The organism is Roseomonas alba (assembly GCF_019430885.1).
GTDB lineage: Bacteria > Pseudomonadota > Alphaproteobacteria > Acetobacterales > Acetobacteraceae > Neoroseomonas > Neoroseomonas alba.
Genome location: NZ_JAHYBZ010000002.1, coordinates 696,514 through 719,454 on the forward strand (window position 1 = coordinate 696,514; position 22,941 = coordinate 719,454).

The 22,941-nt window shown below is 70.3% G+C and carries 22 protein-coding genes; 11 read left to right on the plus strand and 11 right to left on the minus strand.

Annotated features, from left to right (window positions below):
- Positions 1 to 37 precede the first annotated feature (37 nt).
- Positions 38 to 502, plus strand: a complete 465-nt coding sequence (locus KPL78_RS07755; RefSeq protein WP_219762322.1) for a GNAT family N-acetyltransferase — start codon at positions 38 to 40, stop codon at positions 500 to 502.
- 185 nt (positions 503 to 687) lie between these two features.
- Positions 688 to 2,328 carry a DEAD/DEAH box helicase gene (locus KPL78_RS07760; protein WP_219762323.1) on the plus strand — a complete coding sequence of 547 codons (1,641 nt, stop codon included), beginning with the start codon at positions 688 to 690 and terminating at the stop codon, positions 2,326 to 2,328.
- 34 nt (positions 2,329 to 2,362) lie between these two features.
- Here KPL78_RS07760 and KPL78_RS07765 read toward each other — a convergent pair whose 3' ends face one another.
- From KPL78_RS07765 to KPL78_RS07780, 4 genes are all read right to left on the minus strand, one after another.
- Positions 2,363 to 3,238: an MBL fold metallo-hydrolase gene (locus tag KPL78_RS07765; RefSeq protein WP_219762324.1), complete on the minus strand. Its 876-nt coding sequence runs from the start codon at positions 3,236 to 3,238 to the stop codon at positions 2,363 to 2,365.
- Complete coding sequence (locus KPL78_RS07770; RefSeq protein WP_219762325.1) at positions 3,235 to 4,143, minus strand: DMT family transporter; 909 nt, start codon at positions 4,141 to 4,143, stop codon at positions 3,235 to 3,237. Before KPL78_RS07770 ends, KPL78_RS07765 begins: the two co-directional genes overlap by 4 nt.
- Positions 4,143 to 5,012 carry a DMT family transporter gene (locus tag KPL78_RS07775; RefSeq protein ID WP_219762326.1) on the minus strand — a complete coding sequence of 290 codons (870 nt, stop codon included), beginning with the start codon at positions 5,010 to 5,012 and terminating at the stop codon, positions 4,143 to 4,145. Before KPL78_RS07775 ends, KPL78_RS07770 begins: the two co-directional genes overlap by 1 nt.
- A gap of 81 nt (positions 5,013 to 5,093) precedes the next feature.
- Positions 5,094 to 6,689 (minus strand): hypothetical protein, encoded by a 1,596-nt coding sequence (locus KPL78_RS07780; RefSeq protein ID WP_219762327.1) that lies wholly within the window; start codon positions 6,687 to 6,689, stop codon positions 5,094 to 5,096.
- Positions 6,690 to 6,799: 110 nt separating this feature from the next.
- On the opposite strand from KPL78_RS07780, the gene KPL78_RS07785 reads away from it, so the two are divergent.
- From KPL78_RS07785 to KPL78_RS07800, 4 genes are read left to right on the plus strand one after another with little or no spacing between them, the layout of a single operon-like run.
- Entirely contained in the window at positions 6,800 to 7,531 is a 732-nt protein-coding gene (locus tag KPL78_RS07785; RefSeq protein ID WP_219762328.1) for a class I SAM-dependent methyltransferase, read from the plus strand.
- A 17-nt stretch (positions 7,532 to 7,548) separates the two neighbouring features.
- A complete protein-coding gene (locus KPL78_RS07790; protein WP_255568710.1) occupies positions 7,549 to 8,514 on the plus strand; it encodes a glycosyltransferase family 2 protein in 966 nt (321 codons plus the stop codon).
- On the plus strand, positions 8,511 to 8,861 hold the full coding sequence (locus KPL78_RS07795; protein ID WP_219762330.1) for a DMT family transporter: 351 nt from the start codon (positions 8,511 to 8,513) through the stop codon (positions 8,859 to 8,861). Before KPL78_RS07790 ends, KPL78_RS07795 begins: the two co-directional genes overlap by 4 nt.
- Positions 8,858 to 9,259, plus strand: a complete 402-nt coding sequence (locus KPL78_RS07800) for a DUF3574 domain-containing protein (RefSeq protein WP_219762331.1) — start codon at positions 8,858 to 8,860, stop codon at positions 9,257 to 9,259. Before KPL78_RS07795 ends, KPL78_RS07800 begins: the two co-directional genes overlap by 4 nt.
- Positions 9,260 to 9,301: 42 nt before the next feature.
- Here KPL78_RS07800 and KPL78_RS07805 read toward each other — a convergent pair whose 3' ends face one another.
- Positions 9,302 to 9,979, minus strand: a complete 678-nt coding sequence (locus tag KPL78_RS07805; protein ID WP_219762332.1) for a hypothetical protein — start codon at positions 9,977 to 9,979, stop codon at positions 9,302 to 9,304.
- 46 nt (positions 9,980 to 10,025) lie between these two features.
- On the minus strand, positions 10,026 to 12,800 hold the full coding sequence (locus KPL78_RS07810; protein ID WP_219762333.1) for a phosphoenolpyruvate carboxylase: 2,775 nt from the start codon (positions 12,798 to 12,800) through the stop codon (positions 10,026 to 10,028).
- Between the two features lie 123 nt (positions 12,801 to 12,923).
- On the opposite strand from KPL78_RS07810, the gene KPL78_RS07815 reads away from it, so the two are divergent.
- From KPL78_RS07815 to KPL78_RS07835, 5 genes are all read left to right on the plus strand, one after another.
- Positions 12,924 to 13,919: a Bug family tripartite tricarboxylate transporter substrate binding protein gene (locus tag KPL78_RS07815; protein WP_219762334.1), complete on the plus strand. Its 996-nt coding sequence runs from the start codon at positions 12,924 to 12,926 to the stop codon at positions 13,917 to 13,919.
- Between the two features lie 4 nt (positions 13,920 to 13,923).
- Positions 13,924 to 14,904, plus strand: coding sequence for a hypothetical protein (locus KPL78_RS07820; RefSeq protein WP_219762335.1), 981 nt, complete (start codon positions 13,924 to 13,926; stop codon positions 14,902 to 14,904).
- Positions 14,905 to 15,324: 420 nt separating this feature from the next.
- Complete coding sequence (locus KPL78_RS07825) at positions 15,325 to 16,293, plus strand: serine hydrolase (RefSeq protein WP_219762336.1); 969 nt, start codon at positions 15,325 to 15,327, stop codon at positions 16,291 to 16,293.
- A 77-nt stretch (positions 16,294 to 16,370) separates the two neighbouring features.
- The gene (locus KPL78_RS07830) at positions 16,371 to 17,369 is read left to right on the plus strand and encodes an NAD(P)H-dependent flavin oxidoreductase (RefSeq protein ID WP_219762337.1); all 999 of its coding nucleotides are present in this window, start codon (positions 16,371 to 16,373) and stop codon (positions 17,367 to 17,369) included.
- A gap of 299 nt (positions 17,370 to 17,668) precedes the next feature.
- Complete coding sequence (locus KPL78_RS07835; protein WP_219762338.1) at positions 17,669 to 18,388, plus strand: Tle-like phospholipase domain-containing protein; 720 nt, start codon at positions 17,669 to 17,671, stop codon at positions 18,386 to 18,388.
- A 343-nt stretch (positions 18,389 to 18,731) separates the two neighbouring features.
- On the opposite strand, the gene KPL78_RS07840 is transcribed toward KPL78_RS07835, so the two are convergent.
- The 5 genes from KPL78_RS07840 to KPL78_RS07860 form a co-directional block, all read right to left on the minus strand.
- Complete coding sequence (locus KPL78_RS07840; protein ID WP_219762339.1) at positions 18,732 to 19,868, minus strand: DegT/DnrJ/EryC1/StrS family aminotransferase; 1,137 nt, start codon at positions 19,866 to 19,868, stop codon at positions 18,732 to 18,734.
- Positions 19,869 to 19,984: 116 nt separating this feature from the next.
- Positions 19,985 to 20,977: an NAD-dependent epimerase/dehydratase family protein gene (locus tag KPL78_RS07845; RefSeq protein ID WP_219762340.1), complete on the minus strand. Its 993-nt coding sequence runs from the start codon at positions 20,975 to 20,977 to the stop codon at positions 19,985 to 19,987.
- A gap of 101 nt (positions 20,978 to 21,078) precedes the next feature.
- Positions 21,079 to 21,384 (minus strand): hypothetical protein, encoded by a 306-nt coding sequence (locus tag KPL78_RS07850; protein WP_219762341.1) that lies wholly within the window; start codon positions 21,382 to 21,384, stop codon positions 21,079 to 21,081.
- Between the two features lie 221 nt (positions 21,385 to 21,605).
- Complete coding sequence (locus KPL78_RS07855; RefSeq protein WP_219762342.1) at positions 21,606 to 22,565, minus strand: ion channel; 960 nt, start codon at positions 22,563 to 22,565, stop codon at positions 21,606 to 21,608.
- Positions 22,562 to 22,915, minus strand: coding sequence for a RidA family protein (locus tag KPL78_RS07860; protein ID WP_219762343.1), 354 nt, complete (start codon positions 22,913 to 22,915; stop codon positions 22,562 to 22,564). The genes KPL78_RS07855 and KPL78_RS07860 overlap by 4 nt, the downstream gene beginning before the upstream one ends.
- Positions 22,916 to 22,941: the final 26 nt, after the last annotated feature.

Consider the following 22,941-nt stretch of genomic DNA (forward strand, 5'->3'; position numbering starts at 1 on the left):
GGCGGGCGGCGCCCTTTTCGCGATCGCGGACACCATCATGCCCGACATCCTTGCTCTGCAGCCGGCCCAACGCCACCGGCTCGCGCCGTTGCTCGAAGCCTATGCCGGGGAGATGCGCGACACCCTCGCCGGCAGCCGCCCCGCGCGCGGCGAGGAGGCCGCCGCGCTGCTCGCCGCCGATGCGCGCACCGAGGTCCTCGTGGCCACCGAGGGTGACGCGATCCTCGCTTTCGCCATCTTCTTCGACCTGCCCGAGGCGGTCTTCGCACGTCGCTGCGGTGCGCTGGACGACCTGTTCGTCCGCCCCGACCGGCGCGGCGCGGGCCTGGCGCGCGCGCTGATCGACGCGCTCTGCGCGCTGGGCCGCGAGCGCGGCTGGTCGCATCTGCGCTGGATCGTGCCCGAAGCCGATCGTGGCGCCATCGCGCTGTATGAGCGCATCGCCACCCGTGCCGACTGGCGCTCCTACGTCATCCGCCTCGATCCCGACGCATCGCTGTGACGCAGCCCTGCGTCCCGCGCGCTTGACGTGGCGCCCGCGCGGGGACACTAGAGTGCGATTGGTTCACATCCGTTCACCAATCACGCCCCCGCTTATTGTTTGATTGCGTGATCCAGACCTCCAGTGCATGCGCACCTGCGATCATCACGCTCCAGCGCGCCATCTTCCCGGAAGTTCCTCCCCCCATGTCCTTCGCAGACCTGCCCGCGCCGTTGCGCGAGGCACTCACCGCCCGTGGCTATGCCGAGCCCACCCCCGTGCAATCCGCCGTCCTGACGCCGGATGCGGCCGGACGCGACCTGCTGGTCTCCGCCCAGACCGGGTCGGGCAAGACCGTCGCCTTCGGCCTCGCCATCGCGCCCGAACTGCTCGGCGATGCACCGCGCCTGAAGCCGGCCGGCGCACCGCTCGCCCTCGTCGTGGCGCCGACGCGCGAACTCGCCTTGCAGGTGAAAGCTGAGCTCACCTGGCTCTACGCGCCGGCGGGGGGGCGCGTCGTCTCCTGTGTCGGCGGCATGGACCCGGTGGCGGAGCGGCGGCAGCTCTCGCACGGGGCTCATATCGTGGTCGGCACGCCGGGACGTCTGCGGGATCATCTGGAACGCGGGAACCTCATTCCCGGCTCGCTGCGCGCCGTGGTGCTGGACGAGGCCGACGAAATGCTCGACCTCGGCTTCAAGGAGGAGCTGGAGGCGATCCTCGACGAGACGCCGGCCGAACGGCGCACCCTGCTCTTCTCCGCCACCGTGCCGCGCGGCATCGCCGCCCTGGCCAAGGGCTACCAGCGCGACGCCCTGCGCATCGAGGCGACCAGCCAGGCAGAGCCCCATGGCGACATCGAATACCGCGCCGCCATCGTTGCCCCGCATGAACTGGAACGCGCCGTGGTGAACCTGCTGCGGCTCGAGGATGCGCGCATCGCCATGGTCTTCTGCGCGACGCGCGCTTCCGTCGCGCGGCTGCACGGCAATCTCTCCGAGCGCGGCTTCTCGGCCGTGGCCCTGTCGGGCGAGCTGTCCCAGGCCGAGCGGTCCCGGGCGCTGCAGAACCTGCGCGACGGGAGGGCGCGGGTCTGCGTCGCGACCGACGTCGCCGCGCGTGGCATCGACCTGCCGGATCTGGGCCTGGTGATCCATGCGGAACTGCCGCGCGACCCGGAGACGCTGCTGCATCGCTCGGGCCGCACCGGCCGCGCCGGGCGCAAGGGCGTGTCGGTACTGCTGGTGCCGCATACGCGCCGGCGCCTGGCCGAACGCCTGATCGCCGCGGCGCGGGTGAAGGCGAGCTGGGCACCCGCGCCTTCCGCCGAGGCGGTGCGCGCGCGCGATGACGAACGCCTCGCCGCCCAGGCGCGCGCGATGGTGGCGGAGGAGCCGGAGGAGGCCGATCTGGATCTCGCCCGCCGCCTGCTTGCGGACCAGGCGGTGAGCGCCGAGGCCCTCGCCGCCGCACTGCTGCATGTCCTCCGCGCACCCCTGCCGGCGCCGGAGGAGGTGACGGAGATCGCCGACCGTTCTGCCCCGCGCGCGCCGCGCGAAGCCGCGCCGCGGCCTCAGGAGGGCGGCGGCGAGGAGGGTGTGTGGTTCCGCATGGATGTCGGCCGCGACGGGCGCGCCGATCCGAAGTGGCTGCTGCCCTTCCTGTGCCGGCGCGGGCATGTGACGCGCCAGGAGATTGGCCGCATCCGCATCCTGGCGCGCGAGACGCAGTTCGAGGTCGCGCCCTATGCCGCGCAGCGCTTCGCCGCCGCGTCGCGGAAGGGCGACGAGCAGGATGCCCATATCCGCATCGTGCCGATGCAACCGATGCGGCGCGGCAAGCGCTGAGGGATCGGGAGAGGGACGCCTCCCCCTCAACCGGTTACGCTTCCCAGGCGTCTCCGTCCCGCTTGGCCGCGCCCTCGGCCTGCAGCTTGATCAGATGCGCGAGCAGGCTGCGCGCCGCCGCGGGCACCAGCCGCGCATCGAGCGCCGGTCCATAGACGGGCGGCACCAGTTCCTGCGCCGTCGCACGCCGTGCGGCGCGCAGCGCGTCCAGCACCATCGCCTCGCGCTCACGTCGATGTGCCGCGAGCGCCGCCATGAACGCCCCGGGATCCGGCAGCGCCGGACCATGGCCGGGCAGGAACAGCCGGTCCTCGCGCTCGGCGAGCCGCGCGAGGGACCGCATATAGGCCGTCATGTCGCCATCGGGCGGGCTGACCACCGTGGTGGACCAGGACATCACATGGTCGGCGCTGAACAGGATGCCCGTGCCTTCCAGCGCGAAGCAAAGGTGGTTCGCGCAATGCCCCGGTGTGTGGATCGCACTCAGCGCCCAATCGCCACCCTTCACCGCGCCGCCGTCGGGCACCGTCACATCCGGGCGAAAGCCATGGTCCCCGCCCTCCCCGCCCTGGTCCGGCGGCGTCATGTGCGGCCCGAAGCCGAAGGAGGGCGCGCCGGTCGCCGCCTGCAGCGCGGCCACCCCCGGCGAATGGTCGCGATGGGTGTGCGAGACCAGGATATGGCTGATCCGTTCCCCGCGCGTGGCATCCAGGATCGCCGACAGATGCGCCCCGTCAACCGGGCCGGGATCGAGCACGGCGACCGACTGCCCCGCCCCGATCAGCCAGGTGTTGGTGCCGCGGAAGGTGAAGGGCCCGGGATTGCCGCACAGGATGCGGCGGATGCCTGGGGCCACCTGCTCCACCGCGCCGGGCGGCAGGGGGTCGTCCTTGAAGAAGGGAATGGTCACGTGTTCCTCCGCATCGCCGAACGCTTGAGCTCCCGGTGCAGGATATAGAGCCCTGAGGCCACGATCAGCGCGGCGCCGGCGAGGGTGCTCCAGGTCGGCGCATCGGCAAAGACCAGCCAGCCCAGCATCACCGACCACAGGATCGAGGTGTAGGAATAGGGCCCAAGCGCGGAGACCTGCGCCGAGGCATAGGCCTCCGTCAGCATAATCTGCGCGACGCCGCCGATCAGGCCGATCAGCACCAGCAGCAGCAATTCCCACAGCGTCGGCGTGGTCCACACGAAAGGCAGCGCGACCAGGGTGAACAGCGTCATCAGGATCGACTGCCACAGCACGATCGTCGCCGAGGATTCCGTCGCCGACAGGCTGCGCACCAGCAGCGTCGTGATGGCCGACCAGAGGCCCTGCGTGACCGCCGCGATCATGCCGATCGCGGCCAGGCCTTCGGGCATGCCGCCGCCCTGGAAGGCGCCCTTACCCAGCGCGATGACCAGGATGCCGGCGAAGCCCAGCAGCACCGCCGACCAGCGATGGATGCCGACCTTCTCCCCCAGCACGGGGATGGACAGCATCGTGACAAACAGCGGCGTGGTGTAGGACAGCGCCGTCTGGTCGGCGAGCGTCAGCACGGTCAGGGCGAAGAAGGAACAGCCCTGCGCCATGGTGCCGGTGAAGGCGCGGACCACATGGCCCCGCAGCCGCTTCGTGCGCAGCAGCGCCCAGTCCCGCCGCCGCGCCGCCAGCCCGATCATCACCGGCAGGGCGAAGGCCGAGCGGAAGAACATCGTCTCGATGAAATGGATGTTGTCGGACACGCCCTTGATGAGCACCGACATGACGGTGAAGAGTGCCGTCGCGGCCAGCATCAGCAGGGCGCCGCGCCTGATGTCGTGCCTCAGGGGCATCAGATCAGGCCGTTGCGCTGCTCGGCTGCGCGGCGCACCCGCTCGCGATGCAGGTTGTAGAGTCCGGCGATGATGACCACGACTGCGCCGGCCAGCGTGGTCCAGGCCGGCACCTCGGCCCAGATCAGGAAGCCCAGCACCCCGCCCAGCAGCAGCGGCGAGTATTCATAGGGTGCCAGCGCGGACACCGGCGCGAGGGCGAAGGCGCGGGCGAAGAAGATATGGGCGATGGCATTGGCCACGCCGAAGAACAGCAACGCCACCACCAGCCCCGGCCCGAAGGTCACCGTCGCCGGCGGGAAGGCCGGCAGCAGCAGCAGGCCGGAGGGGATATGCGCGACCATCAGCCAGAAAGCGATCGCCGCCGGCCCGTCGGTTGCGGAAAGCACCCGCGTCCAGATCCGCGTTACCGCCATCACGACCACCGCGACCAGCAGGAAGGGCGTCTCGAAACGCCAGAGATCGCCACCCGGCTGGAGCATGACCATGACGCCGACGAAGCCGAGCGCGGTCGAGGTCCAGCGCCGCCAGCCCACCGTCTCACCGAGGATGGGGATGGCGAGGATCGTCATCAGCAGCGGCGCCGCCGAGGCGATGGCATAGGAATCGACCAGCGCCATGCCGCGTCCCCAGGACCAGTACCAGGTAGCGGAGACACCGCAATGCAGCAGCCCGCGCAGGGCGAGCAGCCGCATATTGACCGGCCGCAGCCCCCGCCCACCCGTCAGCAGGATGATGGCCGTGGCCCCGACCACGCCGCGCGCGATCATGGACATGGCGACGCCGACTTCCGGCAGCACCCATTTCACCGTCGCGTCGGCGCCGGTGATGACGATGTAGGCGAGCAGGATGAACAGGATACCACGCACGGCATCCGCACCTGTGGGAGTGTTCAGCCCGCGCCTGCGCAGTGGTTCGTCATCCGCCATTGGCGCTGTACCGGCCCCCCGTCAGTCCTGCCGCAAGAATAGACGGTGACCGTCGATCTCACCTGCTGGTTGATAGCGCAAGAATGCCTCGGCGAACAACGGATGTCGCAGGAAATACTGCAACAGATCGAATCGATCGCCGCAGGCCGGGATATTCGCATGCCGCGTCACCACCAGGGCGCGGGGCGGGGACAGGGCAAACTCCTCCGCGGTGCGGTGATAGAAGGCGAATTCCACCGCCCCCATCTGGTGCGGTTCCCGATAGGGCTCCGGTCCGTCAGGGCAGGTCCGATAGGCTCCCTGCAGCAGCCAGATGCTCATTGCATGCAGGTGCTGATGCGCTTCGGCATAGGTCAGGGCCGGCTGAAGCGGAAACAGGTCGGGGCTGAGCGCCAGGACATCGGCGCCGTGCGCATGCTGCTGCAGCCAGTCGGCGAGGCGGCCCGGCGTCTCGCCGTGGAAGGCGGTCTGGCGCCAAGGCGTCTCCCCGCCCCGCACGGCATAGAGCATCACCCCGAAGGCGGCGAGCGCGGCCAGCATGGGTGCCGTCGCCTGAGCGCGGACTGCCGGCAGCGACCGGTCTGCCCAGCGCGCGGCGGCGACCACGACCGCCCCGCAACCCAGGATGGTCACCGGCATGACGTGATAGGTCCAGCCCTTGTGCTGGGCCCATGCCGACAGGAAGGCCCCGAGTGCCGCCGCCGCCAGCGCCTGCGCGAAGGCGCCGGATTGCCGCCGCAGCGCCGCAGGCATGGCAAGCATCAGGAGAGCCGCCGCCCCCATCACGTCGGTCCCGAGCACCCCCCAGAAACCGGGGCCGTGGATGCGGCCATAGACCTGCCAGGCGAAGGGCAGCACCTGCTCCCAGAAAACCGGAAAGGCGATCAACACGACCAGCAAATAGGCCAGCCAGACCATGCCCATCGCCCAGGGGATCGGATCCCGGCGCCAGTGCCGCAAGCCGCGGCGGCGGAGGACCGCCGCCTCGACCAGCAGGGGCACGGCCAGGAAGTAGGGCTTGAGTGCGAAGGCCAGGGCCGCGACGACGGTGACGCCGAGCGCCAGCCGCCAGGGCACTGGCGGCCCCTCCATCCGCCGCGCCGCGAGCAGGGCGTATGGGACCGCGGCCATGCCCATCATCACGTCGCGCTGGCCGAAATCGGATCCCGCCACGACCAGCAGCAACGGGATGGTCGTGGTCAGCACCGCGGCCTCGACCGCGCCCTCCACGCGACCGACGCGCAGCGCCTCGGTCATCCGCCAGAGCAGCACCGCATAGCCGACGAGGCACAGCAGCAGCGCCTGCACCGGCGTCAGGATTGTCCAGCGCGCCAGCGCCGCCGGCACCAAGTTCAGCAGGTAGATCAGCGGCGGATTGACGTCGACGAGGTCGACATAGAGCCGTTCCCCCGCCAGCCAGCGACGGGAGAAGTCGAGCACCGCCGCCACATCATGGTTCAGCGGCGGCAGCAGGATGCAAACCAGGAAGAAGGCGGCCGGCGCGAAGCCGGCCCAGCGCAGCAGGCGCGTGCGGGCCGCGGCGCGCAGGGCGGCCGGCCGGGCGGCGGCGAAGGGCGCGGCCTGGCCGGACTCGGGACGGTTCGGAAAAGGGGACATCGAGGGCGCGCATCCTCCCGATGCGAAGGCCTGTATGCAACCGGAATGCGGCCGCGAATGGCGCATCCCTGCCTTGTTCCAGCCTTGCTGCGATGCGATGAGGCAAAGCCGTGGAACCCGCCGAATACGACCTGATGGATGCGGCGGAGGAGCGCATGTGGTGGTACCGCGCCCTCCATGCCCGCGTGATCGATGCGCTGCGCCGCCGTCCCGGGCCGGCGGGGGCGCTGCTCGATGCCGGCTGCGGCACGGGTGGGCTGCTGCGCCGGCTGGTCGCGCTGCGGCGGCCGCTGGCGGGGCTCGACTTCAATCCGGGTGCCGCGGCACGGGCGGCGGCCAAATCCGGCGCGCTGACCGTGGCGGGGGACGCGAATCGCCTCCCATTCGACGCAGGCGCCTTCACCGCGCTGACCTCCTGCGACGTGCTGTGCCACCGGGCGGTCGATCCGCCGGCGGCGCTGGCCGAATTCCGCCGCGTGCTCGCCCCGGGCGGGACGCTGGTGCTGAACCTGCCGGCCTATCAGTGGCTGCATTCGGCGCATGACGCACGGGTGCACAATGACCGCCGCTTCACCGCGCGCCAGGGCCGCACGCTGTTGGGGGCGGCCGGCTTTGAAGCCATCGAGGCGCGCTACTGGAACGCCCTGCTGCTGCCGCTGATGGTCCTCCAGCGCAAGATCCTGCGCCCGGACGCCGATCACGACAGCAGCGACGTCGCCCCCTTCCCGCCCTGGCTCGACGCCACGCTGCACGGCACCACGGTGATCGAGCGCGCGGCTGGCCGGCTCGGCCTGCGCTATCCTGCCGGCGGGTCCATCCTTCTGGTCGCCACGCGACCCTGATGTCGGAGAACGGCTTCATGTCCATTACCGCGGCCGGGAAGACCCACCCGGTCGGCCTGTCCATCGTCGTGCCGGTCTACCGGGGTGCCGCCACCGTCGGCATGCTGGTCGCGGAGCTGTCCAAGCTGCAGCCCGAGGGCGGCATCGAGATCGTGCTCGTCAACGATGGCAGCCCCGACAATTCCGGCGATGTCTGCCGGGAACTCGCCGCCACGGCGACCGTGCCGCTCACCTATATCGAGCACGCCCGGAACTTCGGCGAGCACAACGCGGTCATGACCGGCCTGCGCCACGCCCGCGGCGCCTATGTCATCACCATGGACGACGACCTCCAGAACCCGCCGGAGGAGGTCATCAAGCTCTACGACCATGCCCGGCTCGGCGGCTTCGACGTGGTCTACACGCGCTATGCGGTGAAGGAGCATGAAGGCTGGCGGAACCTCGGCTCGGCCTTCGCCAACTGGGTCGCGGACCAGCTCATGGACAAGCCGAAGGGGCTTTATCTCTCATCCTTCCGCTGCATGTCGGCGCTGGCCGTATCCGAAGTCATCAAGTATCGCGGTCCCTACCCCTATATCGACGGGCTGCTGATGCAGGTAACGCAACGCCTTGATTCCATCGAGGTGAAGCACTTCGCCCGCGTCGAAGGCCGGTCGAACTACACGATGCGGCGCCTGGTGCGGCTGTGGCTGAACCTCGCGACGAACTTCTCGGTGCTGCCGCTGCGCCTGGCGATCTTCGCCGGCGTCGGCATGGGCATCCTCGGCCTGGTCGCAGCCCTGTGGACCATCATCGAGGCGATGTTCGGCGAAACCCCCTCCGGTTGGGCGTCGCTGATGACCGTCACGCTGCTGATCGCCGGCGTGCAGTTCCTCGTGCTCGGCGTGATGGGCGAATATGTCGGCCGCGCCTTCATGTCGGCCAACGGCAAGCCGCAGGGCGTGGTGCGCCAGGTCATTGCCGCACGGAACCCGACGCCATGATGCTGCACTGGATCGCCCTCGCCACGGCTATCTGCACCTCCATGGCCGGGCAGGTGCTGCTGAAGGCGGGCGCCGCCCGCTCCGTCGCTTCCGAGGGCGGCTTCTTCGACCAGGTCTTCCGCATTCCGACGATGGTTGGGCTGGTGCTCTATGGCGGCGCGGCGCTGCTCTACATCATCGCCCTGCGCAAGATCCCGATGAGCGTCGCCCTGCCCTGCACCGCGGCGTCCTACGTCATCATCGCCATCATCGGCTGGGCGATGTTCGGGGAAGGCATGGGTATGCACAAGATGGCCGCCATCGGCCTGATCGCCGCCGGCGTGGCGCTGCTGGCAACGACGGCGTGAGGGGCCTCGCCGCCGCGCTGTTGCTGACAGCCTGCGCGGCGGGCGGCGAGACCGCCTGCCCCGCCGGCACGCAATCCGCGACGGTGGCCGAGGCCTATTTCGGCCGCAACGTCCGCGACCGCGACCCGGTCAGCGAGGCGGAATGGCGCGCCTTCCTCAGCGACACCGTGACGCCGGCCTTTCCCGACGGACTCTCGGCGGTCGAGAGCCTCGGCCAATGGCGCAACCGCGACGGGCGCATCATCCAGGAAGCGAGCAAGGTGCTGGTGGTCGTGCTGCCCGGGGCGGATGCCGCGACGGCGCAAGCCCGGCTGCGACCGGTCGAGGAGGCGTGGAAGGCACGCTTCCGGCAGGAATCGGTGATGACGGTGTTCCGGCAGGCCTGCGTCGGGTTCTGAAGGCAAGGGGATGATTGGAGAACCGCCTTCCGGTTCACCCCCTCAATCCGCATCCCCGATCCGGAAGTAGGTCCCCGCCGGGCTTCCCGCCGCGCCGCAGAACGGCACGGGCGCAACCGGCAGCATGCTGACCTGCAGCGCAGTCCCCAGCCAGCGCAGTTCCATCGCCCCGTCATCCGTTTCCAGCCACTCGATCCGGTCAGACCGGCCCTGGCCCTCGTATTCGCAGGTCCAGGCGGTGTCATTGATGTCGGCGGCGTTGATGTCGACGTCGAAGTGGTCGCGGTCGCGGCGGCGGATCACGACTTCTCCCTTGGCGCTCATCCAGCGGCCGGTGATCCCCGGCGCCGGCAGGGGATCGATCTGGATCAGCCGCATCAGCCAGTATTCGAGGGAACCGCGCAGCGCGGCGCGCGGATCGGGCTCGTCGAGGCTGCCGTCGGGATGGAAGAACAGGTTGCGCGACAGGCTGCGCCGCCAGGCGGCATCCTGGCGCGTCAGCTCAGCGGCTGCCTCGGGGCCAAGAGGCGTGCGGAGCTCCTCCAGCCGCATCGCCCGCGCCCGGTCCAGGATCGACAGCCAGGGATCGGCGGCGATCGCAGCATCCACGGCCCGCGCGGCGCCGGCGCAATCGACATGGCGGCGGGTGGGGCATGGCTCCTGCGCGACGGCGGGCAGCGTGGCGATAAGCGACAGGGCGAAGACGAGACGCGCGATCATGGGCGGCGATCCTATGCCCATCGCCGCCGAACCGCGCGGAAGCAATTCAGCCGAAGGCCCCGACCTCATGGCTGATCACTGCCGAGCATTCCCGCACCAGGGCGAAGATCGCCGCCATGGGCCCGAAGATGGTCGCGTGCTCGGCGGCGTAGGAGGCGCCCTCGCGCGGCCCGGCCGGCTCGCCGAAATCAAGCCCGCTCGCGGGATCGGGTGCCGCGGGGAAGATCTGGCCGAGCAGGTCGAGCACCGGCGGCACGTCGAGTTGCAGCAGCCGCGCGATCAGGCTGTCGCGCGTCGCGCCATGGCGCGGGCTGAATTCCGGCAGGGCGACCGCGAGCAGCCAGAGCCGCTGCACCAGGCACAGCCGCAGCGCATGGGCCAGCACCAGCCGGTCGGGCATGTCGGGCAGATCGGACCAGGCCGCGCGCAGCGCCTGATGGTCCGCCTGCAAGCGCCGGAACATCCGCCGCGTCGCGGCCGAGAGGTCGAGCCGTTCCAGCGCCGCCGCGACGGCGGTCAGTGCCTCCCGCCGGCCCGGCCGCTTCGTGAAGCCCGCGCGATCCAGCCAGGGCGACGGATCGAGCATGTCCACCGAGGCCCGCAGCACGCCTAGGTCCGAGCAGGCCGCCGCCCGTCGTGCCATGGCGAGCGCCCGCGCGAAGCGCGGCGAACGCAGCGCAAGATCCGCGAAATTATCGGGATGCGCGACCGCTGCCGCGCCAAGCCCGTGCAGCGTGTTCGCGAGGAATCCCATCTGGTGCAGGATCGCGTTGTTCGGGATCGCGCGAAGCTGGGACGGGTGGGTGATCCGTACCGGCCCGCCGGCATCGGACTGCCGCGCGGCGGGGCGTGACCCCGTCTTGTCCAGCAGCCCCGGCCCGAAGGCGCCGAGCAGAGCGGCATAGCCGGGATCCTCGACGAGGATCGCCATCTCGCGCCGGATGGTGGCGAAGAAGTCCGTGCCCCAATCGGCTTCGGCGTAGATCGGGTCGTCAGTCACGGCGGGCGGGGCGAAGGCGTGTTCCGCGATGCGCGCCACCGTCGCGAGCGCCAGCCGGTCCGTGCCGAAGAGCAGATAGCCGTCGCCGCCCTGGAAGGCGGCCTCGTCGCGCCAGTGCAGGTTGGCCGCGGCCAGCGCGGCCCGCGCCGCCGGCGGGGAAAGATAGGCGAAGCGATCGGTCAGGCTGTTCGGATGCCCGCCGCGGCCGATGCTCTCGCCATGGGTGTCGAACAGCACCAGTTCGATGCCTTCGAGGCCATGGCGGCGCATCTGCTCCGCCAGGCGGATCTTCAGCCGTTCGGCGAGATACGACGCGGCGAGCTGCCCGACATAGCGGCCGGAATCCGAATAGCCGAATTGCAGGCAGAGCCGCCCATGCTGGCGCAGATAGTCGCGGAAATGCGGGCTGCGCAGGGCTTCTTCCAGCACCCGCTCGCCGCGTTCCAGCGCATCCGCGGTCTCGAACAGCGGCGATATCTCGACGCGGTCCGCAATGCCGAAGCGCCTCGCGAGCCACAGCGCAGCGAGCAGCGTGTAGCCCGTCTCGGTCTCGGCGATCAGGAAGCGGATCGGCTGGCTGCCATCGACATGCTTGATGACCTGCGCGCAGGTCATGATGAGCCGCACCGCCGAGGCTTGCTCCGCCAGCAGCGCCCCGAAATCGAGCGGTATGGGCACGACCTCGGACAGCGCGGCATTCACCTGGGCGAGCAGCCCGCGCCGCGCCGCGCGATCCTCCGGCGCGGCGGCGATGCCGAGGCGCTGGCGCAGCGCATTGTGCACCTGCGCCGCGTTCAGCCGCACATGGGTATGCGCCAGCGCCAACCCATGCGCCGCGAGCCCGGCCCGCTGCACGGCGAGCCCCAGCCGCGTCGCCTCATCCGGCGCCGCCGCGATCGCCGCGGGGAACAGGCCGAGCAGCGGATCGAGGTCGGTCAGCGCGGCCTCGCGCTTCTCGATCATCGCGAGGGCGAAGCGGCGGGTCGATTCCGCATCGGGCTTCGCTGGCGCTGCTTCCTCCTGCACCGCGACCGCCGCGGCGGCCTCCCGCGCGCGATCCACGATGGGCGCCGTGCAGGCGCCGAGCGGTTCCAGCCGATCGGCGAGACGCGCCAATTGCAGCCGCTTCATGCGCAGCCTCAGTCGCAGCGTGTCGTTCCAGCCGATATCCGTCCGTCCGTCCGTGTCGTAGCCGACCCAGGAGGTGAGGATCACCGGCCGCGGCCGAAGCTGCAGCGCGCGCTCGCCCCAGACCGTGCGCGCCGCCTCGAACAGCGCGGCGGACAGCGCATCCAGCGCATCGCGCCCGCGCGCGATCGCGGCCGCGGCCTGGGCGAATTCCTCCTCCAGCGTGACCGGCGCGGGGCGATGCGACAGGCCCTCGGGCAGCGGTACGCCGCCGGCGGCCTCGGCCAGCGCCGTGCCGGTCGCGAGCGGCAGGGAGAAGGTCGGATGCGCGGTGAAGACCGCGGCGAAACGGGTCCGTTCCACCGCCTCCCGGAACGCCGCGAAGGGCACCGGGCTGTCCTCGGGGTCCGGGCGGACCAGGCGCCCGGCGACAGCGGCGAGGGCCGCCGTGTCCTCCCCCATGCCGGTATAGGCGGCGAGGCGCGTCGCGCGTTCCTGCGCCGCCTCCCGCGCCATGCGTCCGATCAGCAGCTTGAGCGCATCGAGCGTCACCCGCCCCTCGTCGAGCGCCCGGCTGAGATCGAGCGCGACCAGCAGCACCGGATCGCCGAAGGGATCGGCCGCCGCTGCCTCCCGTGCGGCGCGCAGGCGGCCAAGCAGGTCGGCGAGGAGATCGGTCGGGGCAACATCCATGGGACCATGCTGCATCCGCACAGTCCGCCAAGGCGAGTCCGAAACGCCGCGACATTGTCCCCTGCCCCGGTCCATGCGAGCCTTTCGCATCACCGCGCCAGGCGCGGATCGGGAGGAGAGCGCATGAAACGCGCATCATCAGGCGGCGCGGTGTCACGCCGGGCCATGCTGGCGGCGGCTGGTTGCCTCGCTGCGCCACGCTTCGCCGCGGCGCAGGGCGAATGGCCGAACAAGCCGGTGCGCATGGTGGTGCCCTATGGTGCCGGCAACCTCGCCGACCATGTCGCCCGCGTGCTGGCGGAGGAATTGCAGCAACGCTGGGGCCAGCGCGTCGTCGCCGACAACCAGCCCGGCGCAGGCGGCGCGATCGGCGTGCAGCAGATCGCCCGCGCAGCACCCGATGGCTACACGATCGGGCTGGTGGCGATGGCGGCTCTCGTCATCACGCCGCATATGACGCGCGCACCCTATGATCCGCTGCGCGACCTGACGCCGGTCGCCGGCGTCACCGTCGCGGCGGGTTCGCTGACGCTGCGCAGCGAGCTCGGCATCACCACCCTGCCCGACTTCGTCACCGCGGCGCGGGCGCGGCCGGCGGGCGATCCCTTCTTCTACTACTCTGCCGGCAACGGCACGGTGCCGCATCTGAACTTCGAGATCCTACGCCGCACCCTGGACTTCCCTGCCCAGCATGTCCCGTATCGCACCAGCCCGGCGGGGCTCGCGGATCTGCTCGCCGGCCGCGTCCAGGCGACGATGGACAGTTTCAGCGTGGTACTGCCCGCCATCCAGGCCGGCACGCTGCGCGCCGTGGTGGCGACGCCGCGCCGGCGCCTGCCCGAGATCCCGAACGTTCCCTCGATCGCCGAGGTCGCGCCGCAGGTGGAATTCGCCCATGCCTGGCAGGCGGTCCTGGCCCCCGCCGGGCTGCCGCCCGCGATCACCGCGCGCATCGCCGCGGACACCAAGGCAGCGCTGGAAAAGCCCGACTTCGCCAGCCGCATGCCTGCCGGCGCCGGGCTGTTCGAAGCCGGGCCCGAGGAACTCGCCGCCACCATGCGCCACGACCATGCCCGCTTCGGCGCGCTGGTGGCGGAACTCGGCCTGCGATCGGAGTGAGACGATGACGAGCTACCGCGTGACCCGGCTGCCCGCCAACCCGGTGATCGTGCCCGGGATGGATGCGCGCATGGGGTCCAACATCCAGGGCCCCTCGGTGATCCGCGTGCCGGATTGGGTGAAGGATCCGCTCGGCCGCTACTACTGCTACTTCGCCGACCACAAGGGCGACTACATCCGCCTGGCCTATGCCGATGCGCCCGAGGGACCCTGGCAGGTCCATGGCCCCGGCAGCCTGGCGCTGCCCGAAAGCCTGTTCCCCACCGTCTCCCCGCCCGTGCCGGCCGATATCGCCAGCGGCGACCGGCTGCCCGGCAGCGCGCCTGACGGCACCCCTGGCATCCCCGACCCGATGGAGGACGCCACCCATCCGCACATCGCCTCACCGGACGTGCATGTGGATGACGCGAAGCGCCGCATCGTGATGTATTTCCACGGCCTCGCCGGCTTCCGCACCCAGCGCAGCCGCGTGGCGCTGTCCGAGGACGGGCTGCGTTTCCAGGCCCTGCCTGACCTGCTCGGCCCGTCCTACTTCCGGGTCTTCCAGCATGGGGGCTGGAGCTATGCGCTCGCCATGCCGGGGATCGTGTTCCGCTCGAAGAATGGGCTGACCGGCTTCGAGCGTGGCCCGACCCTGTTCCCCGGCACCCAGCGCCACACCGCGCTGCGCCTGCGCGGCGACACGCTGGAGGTGTTCTGGACGCGGGTCGGCGACACGCCGGAATCCATCCTGCTGTCCACCGTGGATCTGTCCGGCGACTGGATGGGCTGGCGCGCCGAGGGCGAAGCGGTGGTGCTGCGGCCCGAGACAGACTGGGAAGGCGCCGGCCTGCCGCTGGAACGGTCCTGGCGCGGGGCGATCAACCACCCGGTCAACCAGCTCCGCGATCCGTGCATCCTGGAGGATGATGGGCGCGTCCTGCTGTACTACGCGGTGCAAGGCGAGGCCGGGATCGCAGTCGCGGAACTGACGCCGGGTTCCTAGGACCGTTTCTGATCCCAACGGCCCGCAGGAACGACCGGTGCGGCCGGAATTGGAGGGGCTCTGCCCCTCCAAGCCACCCCGCCACGGGATCCCAAAGACGTTGCCATGCAACGTCTTTGAGGCCCCATCGGCCCGAGGCCTTTGGAAACCGTCACTTGGCGCTGTGCAGCGCAGGCGCCCTATTCCCCTTGCAACGCGTTCCCTGCGCAAAGGCGGATGCCGACACCCATCCTGTCAGTCGCGCAAAGCGCCAGGTGTTGGTTTCCAAAGGCCTTTCGGCCTTTGGTGGGGTGAGCCCGAGAGGGGCAAAGCCCCTCTCGGTTCCACGCAGCAGGCAAGGGACCACGCGCGCGATTGCCATTGCCCCGCGCTACGCCCGTCGCGCATCGTGGCCGCCTTCCCGCCCCCCGAGGTCACGCCATGCAACGCCGCCGCCTTCCCCTGCTGCTCGCAGCCGCGCCGGTCGCGGGTGCCCTCGCGCAACCCGCGGCCGATCCCGTGCTGGCCGAAGCGATGCGCGACGTCGCCGCCATGCCCGGCGAGGCCGCGGCGCTGATCGAGGCCACCGGCCCCAAGGGCCGGCTCCGCGCCGCGCATCGCGACACGGCACCGATCTTTGTCGGAAGCTGCATCAAGACCTTCATCCTCGCCGCCTGGCTGCAGGAGGTCGAAGCGGGCCGGCTGTCGCTCGACGAGACCCTGCCGGTGGATGACGGGGTGCGGTCACTAATCAGCCCGGTGCTCGGCGGGGTGAGCGGCACCGTCTCCGCGCGCACGGCGCTGGAGGCGATGATCAGCCACAGCGACAACACCGCGACCGACATCGCCATGCGCCGCGTCGGCCCGGCCCGCGTGCGGCGCCTCATCGCGGAGATGGGCCTCGCCGGCACGCGCATTCCCGACAGCACGCGCATCATGATCTCGACCATGGCCGGCGCGCCGCCGGGGACGGATCTCGGCTGGGCGGGCATGCGCGCCATCGCCGCCGGCGACCGGCTGCCGGGCACGCCGCTGCCCGTCATCAATCCACACCAGACGATGGTCAGCACGGCGCAGGATCTCTGCACCTGGTACGAGCGCGCCCTGGGCGGCGCGGTCTTCGCGCAGGCCTCCTCACTGGCCGAGTTCAAGCGCATCAGTTCCTGGGCCGACGCCATGCCGCGCGTCTCCCTCCCCGACGTCATGGCCTATGGCAAGGGCGGCAGCATCGACTGGAACAGCAGCCAGGCGGTCGCGGTGGCGGGCCAGATGATCGACGGCCCGGTGCGCGCCACCTTCTTCTGGGGCGCGAACTGGCCCGGCGAGCCCGACAGCGCCCCGGCGGTCATCGACCGCCTCGCCGGCACGCTGCGGGCCGCGCTGGCGCGCGCCGTCGCCGTGCTGGCCTGACCGACCGGTTGGGCGAGCCCTCGACAAGCACCCCCGATCCCGGCAAGGCTTCCGGCCAAGCGATACGAGGAACCGCCATGACCCTGCTTGAGAACCTCAAGGGCCGCCTTCGCCTGCCGCTGATCGGCTCGCCGCTGTTCATCATCTCGGTGCCGGACCTGGTGGTGGCGCAATGCACCTCCGGCGTCATCGGGTCGATGCCGTCGCTCAATGCGCGGCCGGTGGAGCAGCTCGATGCGTGGCTGGCCGAGATCAAGGAGCGGCTCGCGGCGCATGACGCGGCGCATCCCGACCGGCCTGCCGCGCCCTTCGCCATCAACCTGATCGTGCATCGTTCGAACGACCGGCTGGAGCAGGACCTCGCACTCTGCGTGAAGCACAAGGTGCCGCTCATCATCACCTCCCTCGGCGCGCGGCCGGAGGTAAACCAGGCGATCCACGCCTATGGCGGCTACGTCATCCACGACGTGATCAACCAGACCTTCGCCCACAAGGCGATCGAGAAGGGCGCGGACGGGCTGGTGCTGGTCGCCGCCGGCGCGGGCGGGCATGCCGGCGCGCAATCCCCCTTCGCCATGCTGCAGGAAACCCGCGCCTGGTTCGACGGGCCGATCGCACTGTCGGGAGCCATGGCCCATGGCCGCTCCATCCTCGCCGCCGAGGCGATGGGGGCGGATTTCGCCTATATGGGCACCGCCTTCATCGCGACGCAGGAAGCGCGGGCGGTCGAGGACTACAAGGCCATGATCGTCGGCTCGGGGGCCGAGGACATCATCTACACCAACCTGATCACTGGCGTTCACGGCAACTACCTCAAGCCGTCGCTGCGCGCGGCGGGGCTCGACCCGGACAACCTCGCGGGCGTCGAGGGCTCGACAATGAATTTCGGCACCGACCGCAAGCGCAAGTGGAAGGACATCTGGGGTGCGGGGCAGTCAGTGAGCGGGCTGAAGGAGGTCGTCCCCGCCGCCGCGCTGATCGACCGGCTGGCGGCGGAGTATGCGGCGGCGCGGGCGCGCATCAATGCGGGCTCGCCGCTGGTCAATCCGGCCTGGGGACGTCGCGCGGCCGCCTGAGGCACGGCTCCCGCCCGTCGCGCAACGTCTCCTTGCGCGACGGCATCGCGGCGCTGGCGGAGCAGCCGGGCGCCGCGGCGCATCCGTCCCGCTGCGATCAGTATGAACCGTTTCTCACGGCCGATCGCCGGCCGCGGCATGCGCCAGACCGCGGTATTCCGTCGCCGTACAGACATCGCCGATTCCGCACGCCGCCCGCCCGCCGCGAGCACTCGTTGTGGCTGTGACCTTCGTCGCTATTCCGCAATCAATGCCTGCCCTACTCCCGCGGGCACGGCAAAGCCGGAAGAAAGGCGACGATGTACGACATACTGAACATGGCCCGCATCGCGGCCGATGTTTACGAAGATGCTTCTGACTCGAGCATGCTGCGTGACTGGCACACCAGCCTCGTTCAGGACCTCTACGAGAATGACAACTTCCGCGCCCGGGTCTACTGGAAGGGCTCCGGCCACAAGATCGCCTGTGTCTGCTTCCGCGGCACGGCGAACCTGAAGGATGCGGTGGCGGCGGATCTCGGCGGCATCGGCCTCGGGCTCAACGCGCTCGCGATGAAGCTGAACGACGCGCTGGAATTCACCTCAGGAGTCTCGCGCCAGGCGGAGATCACCTGGCTGACCGGTCATTCGCTCGGTGGCGCCTTCGTGCAGATGGTCGGCGCGATCCTGGGCCTGCCAGGCATCACCTGGAACGCGCCGGGGGCGCTTGCGCTGGTGAACCAGCTCTCCTCCAACCCGATCCGCGCCGCGGTGGGCGGGGCCGGCTCGGCCGGCGTCGGCTTCCTGGCGAGTCTCGGGACGCTCGGGCTCGGCGGTCGGCTGGTGACGGCGCTGAACCAGGTCGTTGCCGCCAGCGGCGACGAGGCCTTCGCGCCCATCGCCAATCTCCGCGGCAATTGGGACCCGGTGAGCAAGTTCGGCAGCCATGTCGGCATGCCGTTGCAGACCATCGATTGCCCGACACAGTCCCCGCACCCGCACAGCATGGTGCCGATCATCCGGGCGCTGGAACAGCGCTGACCGACCCGGCGCGCATTTGACGTCGCGGGGGCCTCGCCCCGCCACGGGAACCCATTGGCGTTGCGGTGCAACGGCAATGGGAATCCGTCGGCCGAAGAGTCTTCGGAAACCTCGAGCTGGCGCGCTGCGCCGCTGCCGGAACACCGCTCTCGCGTACAGGACGTGCCGGGAGGGGTCAGCGCCGACCGGCGGCGCAACATCAAGCGCCGGCGGTCCGGGCAACGTAGTGGGCAGGGGATTGCATCGACGTTGCGACCCAACGCCGATGGGGGACCCGGCAGCATGATCCGGAGAGGCAGTGCCCCTCCGGTTCCTGCCCAGGCGGCGCTTTGCCGCGGCGCTGTCAGAGCGAGCGCAGCGCCCCGCAGACCTGCTCCACCTGCGCATCCGTCAGTTCCGGATACATCGGCAGGCTCAGCACTTCCTCCGAGGCGCGGGCGGTCTCGGCGCAGCCGGCCGGACCCAGCGGCGTGCGATCCTTGTAGGCGGATTGCAGATGCACCGGCACCGGATAGTGGATGCCGGTCCCCACGCCCTGCGCCTTCAGCCTGGCCTGGACCTCGGCGCGGTTCTCGGTGCGCAGTACATATTGATGGAAAACGTGCTCAGCGCCGGTCCGGCGCACCGGCGGGGCGATCGGGCCATTGCCCAGCGCCTCGTCATAGGCGTCGGCGATGGCGCGGCGGCGCGCATTACCGGCATCGAGCACGGTCAGCTTCACCCGAAGGATCGCCGCCTGCACCTCATCGAGGCGCGAATTCACGCCGATCATCGAACTGACGTAGCGCTCCCGCCAGCCATACTGGCGGATGGCGGCGATGCGCTCGGCGAGCTCCGCATCGCGCGTCGCCAGCACCCCGCCATCGCCGAGCGCGCCGAGATTCTTCGTCGGGTAGAGGCTGAAGGCAGCCGCGGAGCCGATCGTGCCGATCTTCCGCCCGTCCAGCGTCGCGCCATGCGCCTGCGCGCAATCCTCGATCAGCGGAATGCCGGCGGCGTTGGTCGCCTCCAGCATCGGATTCAGGTCGCAAGGCTGACCATAGATGTGGACCGGGATGACCGCCTTGATCGGCGGCAGGCCCGGCGGCGGATCCTCAAGCACCGAGACGAGTTCGTCCGCGTCCATGGTGTAGGTGTCGGGGTCGATGTCGAGCAGCAGCGGTGTCGCACCGACCATCTCGATTGCCGCGACGGTGGCAACCGCGGTGTGGGAGACGGTGGCGACCGCCATGCCGGGCCCGATGCCGAGGCCGCGCAGGATCAGCGCGATGGCATCCGTGCCGTTGGCGCAGCCGACCGCCTTCTGGTCGGGGCCGAGCCAGGCGGCGAATTCCTGCTCGAAGGCCACACCCTCCTTGCCGAGGATGTACCAGCCGCTCTCCAGCGCGCGGGCGACGGCGGCGTCGATCTCGGCCTTCTGGGCGCGATAGCCGGCGCCAGGGTCGGCCTGGGGGATCATGGTGACGGTGGGCGCGTTCATCGGAGCGATCCCTTAGGGCAGATCCCGATCCGACGGAATCGTCGGGCCGGGTGAAGAGACGTGGTCGAACGAAGGCTTAGCGCGGTGCCCGTGAGCCATGGCGAACGGACGCCGCGCTAGAGGTAGTCGGCGAGGCGCGGACGATACCACGCAAGGGAGCGGCGCAACCCCTCGTCCAGGTCGACCTTCGGCGCCCAGCCTGACGCGTTCCGGAAGGCACGGTCATCGGCGGCGTAGGACCCGATATCGATCGGGGCGCGATCGGCGGGGAATTCCTTGGTGACGTATTCGCCCTTGCCCCCATTGGCCGCGACCAGCCGGTCGGCAAGATCGAGCAGCGAGGTCGGCGGGCTGCCACCAAGATTGAACACCTGCCCTGAAAGTGCTGGTTCTGAAGCTTTTTCTGCCGCGATCAGGAAGGCGTCGGTGACATCCTCGGCATAGGTCAGGTCGCGGAGCTGCGCCCCGCCCCAGACCTCGAAAGGTTCGCCTTCCAACACGCGCCGGATCCAGATGCCGAGGAAGGTCTGCCGGGCATCCCTGATGCGCAGCCGCGGCCCATAGCAATTGGTCAGGCGCAGCGAGACCACGGGGCGGTGATGCACACGCTGTTCGAGCAGCCAATACTGTTCGCCCGCCCATTTCGACACGCCATTGGCGTCGGGCGGATTCACCGGATGCAGTTCATCGACCGGCAGAGCACGCGGGCGGCCGTAGAACTGGCGAGTGGAGGCATGGACGACGGCGGCCTTCGGCGCGACCTCCCGCATCACGCCGATCAGCCGGACCTGGGCGACGGCGTTGATGGCGATGTCGGCGACCGGGTCCTTCTGCCCACCCATATGGGAGGTCTGGGCGGCCATGTTGAACAGCACGTCGACACCCTCGCACAGCGAGTGCAGTTCCGTGTCGCGGATATCCCCGCGCACCAGCAGCACCCCAGCCCCTTCGAGATTGCGGGCCGAGGCGCCGCCATCGGGCATCATGGCATCGAGCGCGGTGACACGCGCGCCATGGGCGGCCAGGGCGTGGCACAGGTTCGACCCGAGGAATCCGGCGCCGCCTGTGACCAGCACACGCCGCCCGCGCCAGAATGCCGCATTGCTCATTGAGTCAGCCTTCCAGGAGACGAAGGCGCATTCTGCGCCGGATTGCGGCGGAATCGGGCCGGCGCCGCGGCGATCCTGCGCCAGCGGGGCCTGCCTTCCGCTCAGTTGCAGGCACGATCGACCGTGCGCACCTCGAACTGCCGCGGACCGACCAGACCGGGCGGGGACGGCACACCCACGATGGCGAGGTCGATCCGACAGCGCGCGCCGGAGACGCGGTAGAGGTCATCCCGCACATAGTCGATGCGTGTGATGGGGTCGCCGCCCATCGCCATGCCGATATCGGGGTGGTTGATGACGGCACGGAACTCGACAAGGCGCTGCGCGGTCGGCGGCAGGGCGGCGGAGGCCGGCAGCGCCAGGATGGCGGCGCTGAGCAGGGCCGGAAGCGGGCGCGGCAGGCGCATGGGCAGGCTCCTCGTCGGGCGGGCGCATTAGGCAACAGGCAGCGCCGGGTGCAAGCCACCAAAGGTCACAGCACGCGTCAGAGCCTGTCTTGCGAGTCCGGCACCGGCCCGCACCCCCGGCCGGCCACCCGACGAGAGGATCCTGAATCGGTGGCCGGGCGGGGGTGCAGGCCGGTGCCGGACTTCGTAAGTCGCCGTCAGGCGACATGAGGGACGGGCTCTCAATCACCGGACGGTTCGCTGCGCCGCGCATTCCCCTCCCCGCCCAGCACGCGGCGGGTTCGCATGATCTCGGCGAAGCCGAACAGCAGCAGCACCTGGCCCAGGATCACCTGCAGGGAGGCGAGCAGCCGGATGCCATCATCATGCGGGGTGACGTCGCCGTACCCGACGGTCGCCTGGGTCACCAGGCTGAAATAGAGCGCATCCGGAAAGGGCAGCGGCACCGGCCCTTGCGGCCCATGAAACAGCGGATGCAGCGAAAGCCCCTGGGCGATGCGGTAGAGGCAGGCGAAGACCGTCACCAACATTCCGTACATGGCCAGGAAGGCGACGATCGGGATCAGCATGCGGGAGGCTCGGCCCGCGAGTTCCTCGGTGATCAGCGCCATGTCGGTCAGCAGCAGCACCACGCCGCGCACCGAGGCGGCAACCATGCCCGCGATCAGCGCCATGGCCGCCAGCACCGCCACGCCCTGCTCGAAGGCCGGCAGGCGGTTGACCGGGAAGGCCAGCGAGCAGATGCCGACCAGCCAGACCGGGATCAGCCAGCGCGCCATGCGCGGCAGATGATTGAGGTCGAAGGGGTGCGCGGCCTCGGCCACCATGCGCAGGCTGCGCCGGCGCCGCCACACCGCGACCAGGAAGGACAGCACCGGCAGCAGGAAGGCCACGGCCCGCGCCGGGCCCGGCGCGCTGGGAAAGGCCGCATGCCCCATCACCGCGAAGAGGCAGGCATAGACCGCCAGCCCCGCGCTGGTGCCGAAGGCGAAATGCAGCCCGTGAGGAAACAGCAGGTAGAGCGTTCCCAGCCCCAGCGCCGCGACGCCGATGACCATGTAGGGAAAGACCGTCCCCTGATCGGCCACGCCGCCCGCCACCAGCAGCCCGAAGGCAAGGGTCATCAGCGTCGAGCGCAACCAGCCCGCAGGCAGGCGGTAGCGCTGCGACAGCCGCTTCACGACGGGGCCAGGGCCACGCCGGTGATCTCGACCTTCCAGGCGGGGTCGACCAGCGGCGCCTGGATGGTCATGCGAGCCGGCTTGTGCGCGGGGTCGAGCCAGGCATCCCAGGCGCGGTTCATCGCTGGCGCGTCCTTGATGTCCGCCAGCACGATCTGGATGCTGACGAGGGCGCGCTTGTCGGTGCCGGCCTCGGCCAGCAAGGCGTCGATCTGGCGCAGGATGTCGGCGGTCTGGCCCTCGGCATCGAGCGTTGCGTCGTCGGCCACCTGGCCGGCCAGCCAGATCATGCCGCCCGCCACCACGGCGCCGGACAGACGCTGCTCCTCAGCCAGTCTACGGATCGCCATCGTGTGGATTCCCTCCATGCGGTGCA

Coding starts and splice junctions, on each gene's coding strand:
- KPL78_RS07755 (WP_219762322.1), top strand. CDS start 38: ATGCCCGACATCCTTGCTCTGCAGCCGGCCCAACGCCACCGGCTCGCG.
- KPL78_RS07760 (WP_219762323.1), top strand. CDS start 688: ATGTCCTTCGCAGACCTGCCCGCGCCGTTGCGCGAGGCACTCACCGCC.
- KPL78_RS07770 (WP_219762325.1), bottom strand. CDS start 4,143: ATGCCCCTGAGGCACGACATCAGGCGCGGCGCCCTGCTGATGCTGGCC.
- KPL78_RS07780 (WP_219762327.1), bottom strand. CDS start 6,689: ATGTCCCCTTTTCCGAACCGTCCCGAGTCCGGCCAGGCCGCGCCCTTC.
- KPL78_RS07790 (WP_255568710.1), top strand. CDS start 7,549: ATGTCCATTACCGCGGCCGGGAAGACCCACCCGGTCGGCCTGTCCATC.
- KPL78_RS07795 (WP_219762330.1), top strand. CDS start 8,511: ATGATGCTGCACTGGATCGCCCTCGCCACGGCTATCTGCACCTCCATG.
- KPL78_RS07805 (WP_219762332.1), bottom strand. CDS start 9,979: ATGATCGCGCGTCTCGTCTTCGCCCTGTCGCTTATCGCCACGCTGCCC.
- KPL78_RS07810 (WP_219762333.1), bottom strand. CDS start 12,800: ATGGATGTTGCCCCGACCGATCTCCTCGCCGACCTGCTTGGCCGCCTG.
- KPL78_RS07815 (WP_219762334.1), top strand. CDS start 12,924: ATGAAACGCGCATCATCAGGCGGCGCGGTGTCACGCCGGGCCATGCTG.
- KPL78_RS07820 (WP_219762335.1), top strand. CDS start 13,924: ATGACGAGCTACCGCGTGACCCGGCTGCCCGCCAACCCGGTGATCGTG.
- KPL78_RS07825 (WP_219762336.1), top strand. CDS start 15,325: ATGCAACGCCGCCGCCTTCCCCTGCTGCTCGCAGCCGCGCCGGTCGCG.
- KPL78_RS07830 (WP_219762337.1), top strand. CDS start 16,371: ATGACCCTGCTTGAGAACCTCAAGGGCCGCCTTCGCCTGCCGCTGATC.
- KPL78_RS07835 (WP_219762338.1), top strand. CDS start 17,669: ATGTACGACATACTGAACATGGCCCGCATCGCGGCCGATGTTTACGAA.
- KPL78_RS07840 (WP_219762339.1), bottom strand. CDS start 19,868: ATGAACGCGCCCACCGTCACCATGATCCCCCAGGCCGACCCTGGCGCC.
- KPL78_RS07845 (WP_219762340.1), bottom strand. CDS start 20,977: ATGAGCAATGCGGCATTCTGGCGCGGGCGGCGTGTGCTGGTCACAGGC.
- KPL78_RS07850 (WP_219762341.1), bottom strand. CDS start 21,384: ATGCGCCTGCCGCGCCCGCTTCCGGCCCTGCTCAGCGCCGCCATCCTG.
- KPL78_RS07860 (WP_219762343.1), bottom strand. CDS start 22,915: ATGGCGATCCGTAGACTGGCTGAGGAGCAGCGTCTGTCCGGCGCCGTG.